Source organism: Bacillus inaquosorum KCTC 13429 (genome assembly GCF_000332645.1).
In the GTDB taxonomy this organism is placed as follows: Bacteria; Bacillota; Bacilli; order Bacillales; family Bacillaceae; genus Bacillus; species Bacillus inaquosorum.
Genome location: NZ_AMXN01000011.1, coordinates 48,318 through 59,699, shown reverse-complemented (window position 1 = coordinate 59,699; position 11,382 = coordinate 48,318). Strand labels below are relative to the sequence as shown.

10 protein-coding genes and 1 other annotated feature (1 of these 11 cut by a window edge) are annotated in these 11,382 nt (G+C 42.4%); all 10 genes read left to right on the top strand.

Translation table 11 applies throughout. The features are described from left to right. The first annotated feature begins 258 nt into the window (after nt 1-258). The 10 genes from ctsR to gltX all read left to right on the top strand — a co-directional run bounded on the left by ctsR (nt 259) and on the right by gltX (nt 11,306). Complete coding sequence (ctsR, locus tag BSI_RS00855) at nt 259-723, top strand: transcriptional regulator CtsR (protein WP_003242054.1); 465 nt, start codon at nt 259-261, stop codon at nt 721-723. 13 nt (nt 724-736) lie between these two features. After that, on the top strand, nt 737-1,294 hold the full coding sequence (gene mcsA, locus BSI_RS0121765) for a protein-arginine kinase activator protein McsA (RefSeq protein WP_032732366.1): 558 nt from the start codon (nt 737-739) through the stop codon (nt 1,292-1,294). Beyond that, nucleotides 1,294-2,385: a protein-arginine kinase McsB gene (gene mcsB / locus BSI_RS00860; protein WP_003242049.1), complete on the top strand. Its 1,092-nt coding sequence runs from the start codon at nt 1,294-1,296 to the stop codon at nt 2,383-2,385. The genes mcsA and mcsB overlap by 1 nt, the downstream gene beginning before the upstream one ends. After that, entirely contained in the window at nt 2,382-4,814 is a 2,433-nt protein-coding gene (clpC, locus tag BSI_RS23345) for an ATP-dependent protease ATP-binding subunit ClpC (RefSeq protein WP_003242047.1), read from the top strand. The genes mcsB and clpC overlap by 4 nt, the downstream gene beginning before the upstream one ends. Nucleotides 4,815-4,904: 90 nt before the next feature. Next, on the top strand, nt 4,905-6,281 hold the full coding sequence (gene radA / locus BSI_RS00870; RefSeq protein ID WP_003242044.1) for a DNA repair protein RadA: 1,377 nt from the start codon (nt 4,905-4,907) through the stop codon (nt 6,279-6,281). Between the two features lie 3 nt (nt 6,282-6,284). Next, nucleotides 6,285-7,367, top strand: coding sequence for a DNA integrity scanning diadenylate cyclase DisA (gene disA / locus BSI_RS00875; RefSeq protein WP_003242042.1), 1,083 nt, complete (start codon nt 6,285-6,287; stop codon nt 7,365-7,367). A 114-nt stretch (nt 7,368-7,481) separates the two neighbouring features. Beyond that, nucleotides 7,482-8,582, top strand: a complete 1,101-nt coding sequence (locus BSI_RS00880) for a PIN/TRAM domain-containing protein (protein ID WP_003242040.1) — start codon at nt 7,482-7,484, stop codon at nt 8,580-8,582. Nucleotides 8,583-8,596: 14 nt separating this feature from the next. Next, on the top strand, nt 8,597-9,295 hold the full coding sequence (gene ispD / locus BSI_RS00885) for a 2-C-methyl-D-erythritol 4-phosphate cytidylyltransferase (protein ID WP_003242038.1): 699 nt from the start codon (nt 8,597-8,599) through the stop codon (nt 9,293-9,295). Further along, nucleotides 9,288-9,764 carry a 2-C-methyl-D-erythritol 2,4-cyclodiphosphate synthase gene (gene ispF, locus BSI_RS00890; protein WP_003225745.1) on the top strand — a complete coding sequence of 159 codons (477 nt, stop codon included), beginning with the start codon at nt 9,288-9,290 and terminating at the stop codon, nt 9,762-9,764. The genes ispD and ispF overlap by 8 nt, the downstream gene beginning before the upstream one ends. A 90-nt stretch (nt 9,765-9,854) precedes the next feature. Beyond that, nucleotides 9,855-11,306, top strand: a complete 1,452-nt coding sequence (gene gltX, locus BSI_RS00895) for a glutamate--tRNA ligase (protein ID WP_003242037.1) — start codon at nt 9,855-9,857, stop codon at nt 11,304-11,306. Nucleotides 11,307-11,308: 2 nt separating this feature from the next. Beyond that, nucleotides 11,309-11,382 (top strand) — a binding site (T-box leader); it runs 158 nt beyond the window's last position.

Genomic DNA, 11,382 nt, shown 5'->3' with positions numbered 1-11,382 from the left:
AGGACGCCGCCAAGCAAGTGAAAAAAGGGCAGCTCATATGAGCTGCCCTTTTTGTATTCTGGTTTATTGGTATCATAAAATTTCATTTAATTGTATAATATAATAACTTTACACTGAATTTTAAACCGACATCAGGTTTTATGGACTGGGAAAATGGAAATAATAAAGGATAGAGCGAGAAAGTTGAAAATTCTCGAGAAACGCCTTATAGTAAGATTAAAGTCAAATATAGTCAAAGTCAGTAAAGGAGGGGGTTGAGTGGGACATAATATTTCTGACATCATTGAACAATATTTAAAACGAGTGTTAGATCAAAATGGCAAGGAAATTTTAGAGATTAAACGAAGTGAAATTGCAGATAAATTTCAATGCGTTCCTTCCCAAATAAATTATGTCATCAACACCAGATTTACAAGCGAAAGAGGATATATTGTTGAGAGCAAACGCGGGGGCGGCGGTTACATCAGAATCATTAAAATTAAAATGAACAATGAAGTTGTCCTGATCAATAATATTATTTCTCAAATTGGTATCCATTTGTCTCAAGCAGCCTCTGATGACATTATTTTAAGGCTATTAGAAGACAAGGTGATTTCAGAAAGAGAAGCAAAAATGATGGTCAGCGTGATGGACCGCTCGGTTTTACACATTGACTTGCCTGAGCGTGATGAATTAAGAGCCAGAATGATGAAGGCTATGCTGACTTCTTTAAAATTAAAATAAGCGGGTGAAAAGATTGATTTGTCAAGAGTGCCACGAGAGACCAGCCACTTTTCACTTTACAAAGGTTGTTAACGGAGAAAAAATAGAAGTTCATATTTGTGAACAATGTGCCAAAGAAAATAGTGATTCATATGGTATAAGTGCAAATCATGGTTTCTCTATTCATAATTTACTTTCGGGTTTGCTGAATATGGATTCTTCATTACAAAATGCAGGAACTCAAATGTTCAGTCACTCGGAGCAAATATCTGCTTGTCCGAAATGCGGAATGACCTTTCAGCAATTTAGAAAAGTCGGCCGTTTTGGATGTTCTGAATGTTATAAAACATTTCATAGCAACATTACACCTATCTTACGTAAAGTGCACAGCGGAAACACTGTGCATGCTGGGAAAATTCCGAAACGTATAGGCGGCAATCTTCATGTCAGACGGCAGATTGACATGCTGAAAAAAGAATTAGAATCCTTAATCCATCAAGAAGAATTTGAAAACGCAGCTCATGTGAGAGATCAAATTCGTTCATTAGAACAATCACTCAAAAGTACAGATAGTGAGGAGGAACAGGAGTAATGTCGCTAAAGCATTTTATTCAGGACGCACTAAGCAGTTGGATGAAGCAGAAAGGACCTGAAAGTGACATTGTACTCAGCAGCCGCATACGTTTAGCAAGGAACTTTGAACATATACGGTTCCCTACGCGGTATTCCAATGAAGAAGCCTCATCCATCATACAGCAATTTGAAGATCAGTTTTCAGACCAAGATATTCCCGGAATCGGCAAATTCGTTTTGATCAGAATGAATGATGCACAGCCTCTAGAAAAGCGTGTACTTGTTGAAAAACATCTAATCAGTCCGAATCTGACAGAGTCTCCTTTTGGTGGCTGTTTGCTTTCTGAAAATGAGGAAGTAAGCGTCATGTTAAATGAAGAGGATCATATTAGAATTCAGTGTCTTTTCCCTGGATTTCAGCTGTTAGAAGCAATGAAAGCCGCAAACCAAGTCGATGACTGGATTGAAGAAAAAGTTGATTATGCTTTCCATGAACAAAGAGGATACTTAACCAGCTGTCCTACAAATGTAGGTACGGGTCTAAGGGCTTCAGTCATGATGCATCTGCCGGCACTGGTTTTAACTAGGCAAATAAATCGAATTATACCGGCAATTAATCAATTAGGCTTAGTTGTTAGAGGAATTTATGGGGAAGGCAGCGAAGCAGTAGGGAATATCTTTCAAATTTCAAATCAGATCACGCTTGGTAAGTCAGAGCAGGATATTGTTGATGACCTTAACAGTGTTGCTGCCCAGCTGATTGAACAAGAACGATCTGCCCGAGAAGCGCTTTATCAAACCTCTAAAATTGAACTTGAGGATAAGGTGTATCGTTCTTATGGGGTCTTGTCCAATTGCCGGATGATAGAATCGAAAGAAACTGCAAAGTGCCTTTCAGATGTCCGGTTAGGCATTGACCTAGGCATTATTAAAGGACTTTCAAGCAACATACTTAACGAATTAATGATTTTGACACAGCCAGGATTTTTACAGCAGTACTCGGGAGGCGCTTTGCGTCCGAACGAAAGGGACATTCGAAGAGCGGCTCTCATCAGAGAACGGCTTCACTTAGAAATGAATGGGAAAAGACAGGAGGATGAATCGATATGATGTTTGGAAGATTTACAGAACGAGCTCAAAAAGTACTGGCGCTTGCACAGGAAGAAGCACTTCGTTTAGGTCATAATAACATTGGCACTGAGCATATTTTATTAGGACTGGTACGAGAAGGAGAAGGCATTGCTGCTAAAGCTCTTCAAGCGCTTGGACTTGGTTCAGATAAAATACAAAAAGAAGTTGAAAGTTTAATTGGGCGCGGACAGGAAATGTCTCAAACGATTCATTATACTCCAAGAGCTAAAAAAGTCATTGAGCTTTCAATGGATGAGGCAAGAAAACTTGGTCATTCTTATGTTGGAACAGAACATATTCTTCTTGGTCTGATTCGCGAAGGAGAAGGTGTTGCTGCGAGAGTCCTGAATAACCTCGGTGTCAGCTTAAATAAAGCAAGACAGCAAGTGCTCCAGCTTCTTGGAAGCAATGAAACAGGATCATCAGCGGCAGGAACAAACAGCAATGCAAACACGCCTACGCTTGACAGCTTGGCAAGAGACTTAACTGCTATTGCGAAGGAAGACAGTCTTGATCCTGTCATCGGCAGAAGCAAGGAAATCCAGCGTGTAATCGAAGTGTTAAGCCGCAGAACGAAAAACAACCCTGTTCTCATTGGAGAACCAGGTGTAGGTAAAACGGCGATTGCAGAAGGTTTGGCACAGCAAATTATCAACAACGAAGTTCCCGAAATCTTGCGTGATAAACGCGTAATGACATTAGACATGGGAACAGTGGTTGCCGGCACAAAATACCGCGGAGAATTTGAGGATCGCCTGAAGAAGGTCATGGACGAAATTCGCCAGGCAGGAAACATCATTCTATTCATCGATGAACTCCATACATTAATCGGAGCGGGTGGAGCAGAAGGTGCAATTGATGCATCTAACATTTTAAAACCTTCACTTGCTCGGGGCGAGCTACAATGTATTGGGGCGACGACTCTCGATGAGTACCGAAAATATATTGAAAAAGATGCAGCGTTGGAACGCCGTTTTCAGCCGATCCAGGTTGATCAGCCGTCTGCAGATGAAAGTATTCAAATTTTAAAAGGCTTGCGTGACCGATATGAAGCTCACCACCGTGTATCAATTACAGATGATGCCATTGAAGCTGCGGTTAAGCTTTCTGACAGATATATTTCTGACCGTTTCCTTCCGGATAAAGCAATTGACTTGATCGATGAAGCGGGTTCAAAGGTGAGACTGCGCTCCTTTACAACGCCGCCTAACTTAAAAGAGCTTGAACAGAAGCTTGATGAGGTTCGTAAAGAGAAGGATGCGGCAGTGCAAAGCCAAGAGTTTGAAAAAGCTGCTTCCTTGCGTGATACTGAGCAACGCCTGCGCGAGCAAGTAGAGGATACGAAGAAATCATGGAAAGAGAAGCAAGGACAGGAAAACTCAGAGGTTACTGTTGATGATATTGCGATGGTTGTTTCCAGCTGGACTGGGGTGCCTGTATCTAAAATCGCCCAAACTGAAACAGATAAGCTTCTCAATATGGAAAGCATTCTTCACTCTCGTGTCATCGGTCAGGATGAAGCAGTTGTAGCTGTTGCAAAAGCAGTCAGACGTGCAAGAGCAGGGTTAAAAGACCCTAAACGCCCAATCGGCTCATTTATTTTCTTAGGCCCTACAGGTGTAGGTAAAACAGAGCTTGCGCGAGCACTTGCTGAATCCATTTTCGGCGATGAAGAAGCCATGATCAGAATTGATATGTCTGAATACATGGAAAAACACTCAACTTCAAGACTTGTCGGTTCACCTCCGGGATACGTAGGATACGATGAAGGCGGCCAATTAACAGAGAAAGTCAGAAGAAAACCTTACTCTGTCGTGCTTCTTGATGAGATTGAGAAAGCGCACCCTGATGTTTTCAATATTCTTCTGCAAGTTCTTGAAGACGGGCGGTTGACTGATTCTAAAGGACGTACAGTCGATTTCCGGAATACCATTTTAATTATGACGTCAAACGTCGGAGCAAGTGAGCTGAAACGCAATAAATATGTCGGCTTTAACGTTCAGGATGAGACGCAGAATCATAAAGACATGAAAGATAAAGTGATGGGTGAGCTGAAACGTGCGTTCAGGCCGGAGTTCATCAACCGTATTGATGAAATCATCGTCTTCCATTCACTTGAGAAAAAACACCTGACTGAAATCGTGTCACTGATGTCTGATCAATTAACGAAACGCCTGAAAGAACAGGATCTTTCTATCGAATTGACAGAAGCTGCAAAAGCGAAAGTCGCGGAAGAGGGCGTTGATCTGGAATACGGTGCACGTCCGTTAAGAAGAGCTATCCAAAAACATGTCGAGGACCGTTTATCTGAAGAACTCCTCAGAGGAAATATTCATAAAGGACAGCATATTGTTCTCGATGTAGAAGATGGCGAATTTGTCGTAAAAACGACTGCTAAAACGAATTAATATAGAGACGGAAATGAGGCATACAGCATGTAAGTGTATGCCTCACTTTCATATCAAGAAATAGAACAAGGGAGAGGTCTTACACTATATATGGCTAAAACAAAATCGAAATTCATCTGCCAATCCTGCGGCTACGAGTCTCCAAAATGGATGGGGAAATGTCCGGGATGCGGTGCTTGGAATACAATGGTGGAAGAAATGATTAAAAAAGCACCTGCCAATCGGAGAGCGGCTTTTTCTCATTCTGTTCAAACCGTACAGAAACCTTCACCTATTACATCAATCGAAACATCAGAAGAACCCCGGGTTAAAACCCAGCTTGGCGAATTTAACAGAGTGCTCGGCGGGGGCGTCGTTAAAGGTTCACTCGTTCTAATCGGCGGCGATCCCGGTATCGGAAAGTCAACGTTATTACTGCAGGTTTCCGCTCAATTATCAGATTCATCGAACAGTGTGCTGTACATTTCGGGAGAAGAATCGGTCAAACAAACGAAACTGAGAGCAGACCGTCTCGGCATAAATAATCCGTCGCTGCATGTTTTATCTGAAACCGATATGGAGTATATTTCGTCTGCTATACAAGAGATGAATCCAGCGTTTGTCGTTGTTGACTCTATTCAAACGGTTTACCAAAGCGATATCACATCAGCTCCCGGCAGTGTGTCACAGGTCAGGGAATGTACGGCTGAGCTGATGAAAATTGCAAAAACAAAAGGCATTCCGATTTTTATCGTAGGGCACGTGACGAAAGAAGGGTCCATCGCAGGGCCTAGACTGCTGGAGCATATGGTTGACACTGTTTTATATTTTGAAGGAGAACGTCACCATACTTTCCGTATTTTGCGGGCTGTAAAAAACCGTTTTGGATCTACAAACGAAATGGGCATTTTCGAAATGCGCGAAGAGGGACTCACTGAGGTTTTGAATCCTTCAGAAATTTTCTTAGAAGAACGCTCGGCGGGATCCGCAGGCTCGAGCATAACTGCTTCTATGGAAGGCACAAGACCGATTCTCGTTGAAATCCAGGCGCTCATCTCGCCAACAAGCTTTGGCAATCCGCGGCGTATGGCAACGGGAATAGACCATAACAGGGTTTCACTGTTAATGGCTGTGTTAGAAAAAAGAGTTGGGCTGCTGCTGCAAAATCAGGATGCTTATTTGAAAGTGGCCGGCGGCGTTAAGCTTGATGAACCGGCAATTGATCTTGCCATTGCGATCAGTATTGCGTCAAGCTTTAGAGACACACCTCCAAATCCTGCAGATTGTTTTATAGGAGAAGTGGGATTAACCGGAGAAGTCCGGCGGGTTTCAAGAATTGAACAGCGTGTGAAAGAAGCGGCTAAGCTTGGTTTTAAACGCATGATCATACCCGCGGCAAATCTGGATGGATGGACAAAACCAAAAGGGATTGAGGTTATCGGAGTAGCAAATGTTGCAGAGGCGCTTCGTACTTCATTAGGAGGATAATAGATGGAAAAAGAGAAAAAAGGGGCGAAACACGAGTTAGACCTGTCATCTATATTGCAGTTTGTTGCTCCGGGTACTCCGCTCAGAGCTGGAATCGAAAATGTACTGAGAGCAAATACAGGCGGTCTGATTGTTGTTGGATATAATGATAAAGTAAAAGAAGTTGTGGATGGCGGTTTCCACATTAACACTGCTTTTTCTCCGGCACATTTATATGAGCTGGCTAAAATGGATGGGGCGATCATTTTAAGTGATTCTGGTCAAAAGATCCTATACGCCAATACACAGCTGATGCCTGAAGCCACAATTTCTTCATCAGAAACAGGAATGCGGCACCGCACCGCCGAAAGAGTAGCTAAGCAGACCGGCTGCCTTGTGATCGCCATTTCTGAAAGAAGGAATGTTATAACGTTATATCAGGAAAGCATGAAGTATACACTAAAAGACATAGGGTTTATTTTAACAAAAGCGAATCAAGCCATTCAAACTCTTGAAAAATATAAAACGATTCTGGACAAAACCATTAATGCATTGAATGCTTTAGAGTTTGAGGAACTTGTTACATTCAGCGACGTTCTGTCTGTGATGCACCGTTATGAAATGGTATTGAGAATCAAAAATGAAATTAACATGTATATCAGGGAACTGGGAACAGAAGGTCATTTGATTAAGCTGCAAGTCATTGAACTGATTACGGATATGGAAGAAGAGGCCGCTTTATTTATTAAGGATTATGTGAAAGAAAAGATTAAAGATCCATTTGTTCTCTTGAAAGAGCTGCAGGATATGTCCAGTTATGATTTGCTGGATGATTCCATTGTTTATAAGCTTCTCGGTTATCCGGCTTCTACAAATCTTGATGATTATGTATTGCCTAGAGGATACAGGCTGTTAAATAAGATACCGCGTCTTCCGATGCCGATTGTTGAAAATGTTGTAGAAGCATTTGGAGTCCTCCCAAGGATTATTGAGGCGAGTGCAGAAGAATTAGATGAAGTAGAGGGAATCGGTGAAGTACGAGCCCAAAAAATCAAAAAAGGTTTAAAACGCCTGCAAGAGAAGCACTATTTAGACAGACAGCTGTGATTTCGGTTAAAACCTTATGAATACGGGTATATAAATGTTGGTTTTTGTTTATTCTGATATTCGTAGGATGCATAAAACCTTGTGAAATAAAATGTTTAAAAAGGAGGTGGGGGTATGTTAAAACGAATAGTTCAGGCGTTCTTCATTATCTTTGGCGGCGTTGTTGGTATATTTTTAATACCTGAATTGTTTGTACTGTTAAGTATACAGGACATACCTTTAATAACTAACGCATATACGTCTGCGGCAATAGGTGCAATTATCTTTTTTCTCATCAGTATATGGGGTACAGATTACGTTGTGAACTGGGTGAAGTGGATAGAGGATTCATTGTTAAAAGCGCCGGTTCCAGATTTGTTATTTGGAAGTCTTGGCCTGGTTTTTGGACTTATAATCGCTTATCTTATCGTAAATGTTATTCCTTTAGACAATATACCTTACCGCATATTCAGCACAATCATCCCTGTATTTTTAGCGTTCTTCCTCGGTTATCTCGGCTTCCAGGTAGGCTTTAAGAAAAAGGATGAACTGATCAGCCTGTTTTCTATTTCTGCCAGAATGCAAAAGAAAAAAGGAACAGCCGATGAAGAACATGAGGTTCAGGACAAGAAGCTGAAAATTTTGGACACAAGTGTTATTATTGATGGGAGAATAGCAGATATTTGTCAGACTGGTTTTTTAGAGGGAATAATCGTGATACCGCAGTTTGTCCTTGAGGAATTGCAGCACATTGCTGACTCTTCAGATGTTTTAAAACGAAACAGAGGACGCCGCGGTCTGGATATCCTGAACCGCATTCAAAAAGAACTAGACATTGAAGTTGAAATTTATGAAGGCGACTTTGAAGATATTCAGGAGGTTGACAGCAAGCTCGTCAAACTCGCTAAGCTGACATCCGGGGTCGTCGTGACGAATGATTTTAATTTAAATAAAGTATGCGAGCTTCAAAAGGTAGCAGTATTAAACATTAATGACCTTGCCAATGCGGTCAAGCCTGTTGTGCTTCCTGGCGAGGAAATGAATGTTCAGGTCATTAAGGACGGGAAAGAGCATAATCAGGGAGTTGCCTACTTGGATGACGGTACGATGATTGTCGTTGAAGAAGGACGCAATTATATCGGCAAACATATTGATGTACTCGTTACAAGTGTGCTGCAGACAGCAGCGGGACGAATGATTTTTGCTAAGCCCAAGCTGTTGGAGAAGGCGCTGTAAAGGGAGAAAAAACAATGAGTTATGATGTGGTCATTCCTGCAGCCGGACAGGGAAAACGGATGAAGGCAGGGAGAAATAAACTGTTCATTGAGCTGAAAGGAGACCCGGTGATCATTCACACGTTAAGAGTGTTTGACAGCCACCGGCCGTGCGAAAAAATTATTTTGGTGATAAACGAGCGCGAGCGGGAGCACTTTCAGAAATTGCTGACGGATTATCCGTTTCAAACCGCTATTGAGCTTGTGGCAGGCGGAGATGAGCGCCAGCACAGTGTTTATAAGGGGCTGAAAGCCGTAAAGCAAGAAAAGATTGTCCTTGTACATGACGGCGCCCGCCCTTTTATAAAACATGAACAAATTGACGAACTGATCGCAGAAGCGGCACAGACAGGAGCGGCCATCCTTGCTGTCCCGGTAAAAGATACGATTAAACGCGTTCAAGATTTACAAGTCAGTGAGACGATTGAACGTTCAAGCTTGTGGGCTGTCCAAACGCCACAAGCTTTTCGTCTTTCTTTATTGATGAAAGCTCACGCTGAGGCCGAGCACAAGGGATTTTTAGGGACGGATGACGCCAGCCTCGTTGAACAGATGGAAGGCGGTTCGGTCCGTGTTGTAGAAGGCAGCTATACAAATATTAAGCTGACGACGCCAGACGATTTGACGTCAGCTGAAGCTATCATGGAATCAGAAAGTGGGAGTAAACATGTTTAGAATTGGACAAGGATTTGATGTGCATCAATTAGTGGAGGGCCGTCCTCTGATCATTGGCGGAATTGAAATCCCGTATGAAAAAGGGCTGCTCGGCCATTCTGATGCAGACGTATTGCTTCATACTGTCGCTGACGCATGCTTGGGAGCTGTGGGAGAAGGCGACATCGGCAAGCATTTTCCTGACACTGATCCTGAGTTCAAGGACGCTGACTCTTTTAAATTACTTCAGCATGTCTGGGGGATCGTGAAACAGAAGGGGTATGTCCTTGGAAACATTGACTGCACCATCATTGCGCAAAAGCCGAAGATGCTGCCGTACATAGAAGATATGAGAAAAAGAATCGCTGAAGGGCTCGAGGCAGACGTTTCTCAAGTGAATGTAAAAGCAACAACGACAGAAAAGCTTGGATTTACAGGCCGAGCGGAAGGAATAGCGGCTCAGGCGACAGTACTGATACAAAAAGGCTAACTTGTTTTGATGCCGGGTCTATTTGGTGGTAGAATAGATTCATACATTTTTGCCTGAGGCCATACATGACATGAAAGGAAGTATTTGAAAATGGGAAACGAAGTACGCGTCCGTTATGCACCGAGTCCAACCGGACATTTGCATATTGGAAATGCCAGAACGGCGCTTTTTAATTATTTATTTGCCCGCAATCAAGGCGGTAAGTTTATTATTCGTGTTGAGGACACTGATAAAAAGCGCAACATTGAGGGTGGAGAACAAAGCCAGTTGAATTATCTGAAATGGCTTGGTATTGACTGGGATGAGAGTGTGGATGTCGGCGGTGAGTACGGCCCATACCGTCAGTCAGAGCGTAACGATATCTATAAAGTGTACTATGAAGAGCTTCTTGAAAAAGGGCTTGCTTATAAATGTTACTGTACGGAAGAAGAGCTTGAAAAAGAGCGTGAAGAGCAGATTGCCCGCGGAGAAATGCCGCGTTATTCCGGAAAACACAGAAATCTGACTCAAGAAGAACAGGATAAATTTATTGCTGAAGGCAGAAAGCCAAGTATTCGTTTCCGAGTGCCGGAAGGAAAAGTGATTGCCTTCAACGATATCGTAAAAGGCGAGATTTCTTTCGAATCAGATGGCATTGGCGACTTTGTTATTGTGAAAAAGGACGGAACGCCGACCTACAACTTCGCGGTAGCTATTGATGACTACTTAATGAAAATGACACACGTATTGCGCGGTGAGGATCATATTTCTAACACACCAAAACAGATTATGATTTATCAAGCATTCGGATGGGATATTCCTCAGTTCGGACACATGACGCTGATCGTAAATGAAAGCCGTAAAAAGCTCAGCAAACGCGATGAGTCCATTATTCAATTCATTGAGCAGTATAAAGAGCTTGGCTACTTGCCGGAAGCGCTGTTCAACTTTATCGGCCTGCTTGGATGGTCACCGGTTGGAGAAGAAGAGTTATTCACAAAAGAACAGTTTATTGAAATTTTTGATGTAAACCGTTTATCTAAATCACCAGCTTTGTTTGATATGCATAAGCTAAAATGGGTTAACAACCAATATGTGAAGAAGCTGGATCTTGATCAGGTTGTTGAACTGACTCTGCCGCATTTGCAAAAAGCCGGCAAAGTTGGCACTGAGCTTACTGCTGAAGAACAAGAATGGGTTCGTAAACTGATTTCCCTGTATCATGAGCAATTAAGCTACGGTGCGGAAATTGTTGAGCTGACTGATTTGTTCTTTACGGATGAGATCGAGTATAATCAAGAAGCAAAAGCTGTTCTGGAAGAGGAACAGGTCCCTGAAGTGCTCAGCACATTCGCTGCGAAGCTTGAAGAGCTTGAGGAGTTCACTCCGGATAACATCAAAGCATCGATCAAAGCAGTGCAGAAAGAAACTGGCCATAAAGGGAAAAAATTATTTATGCCGATCCGTGTTGCTGTAACAGGGCAAACTCACGGTCCGGAACTGCCGCAATCAATTGAATTGATCGGTAAAGAGACTGCAATTCAGCGTTTAAAAAACATCTAAATAGATGATTGTTGACAGGGAAGAGTATAAAGCTTTAGGCCATTACAGAAAGGATCTTCATTGGCTGAGAGAGATC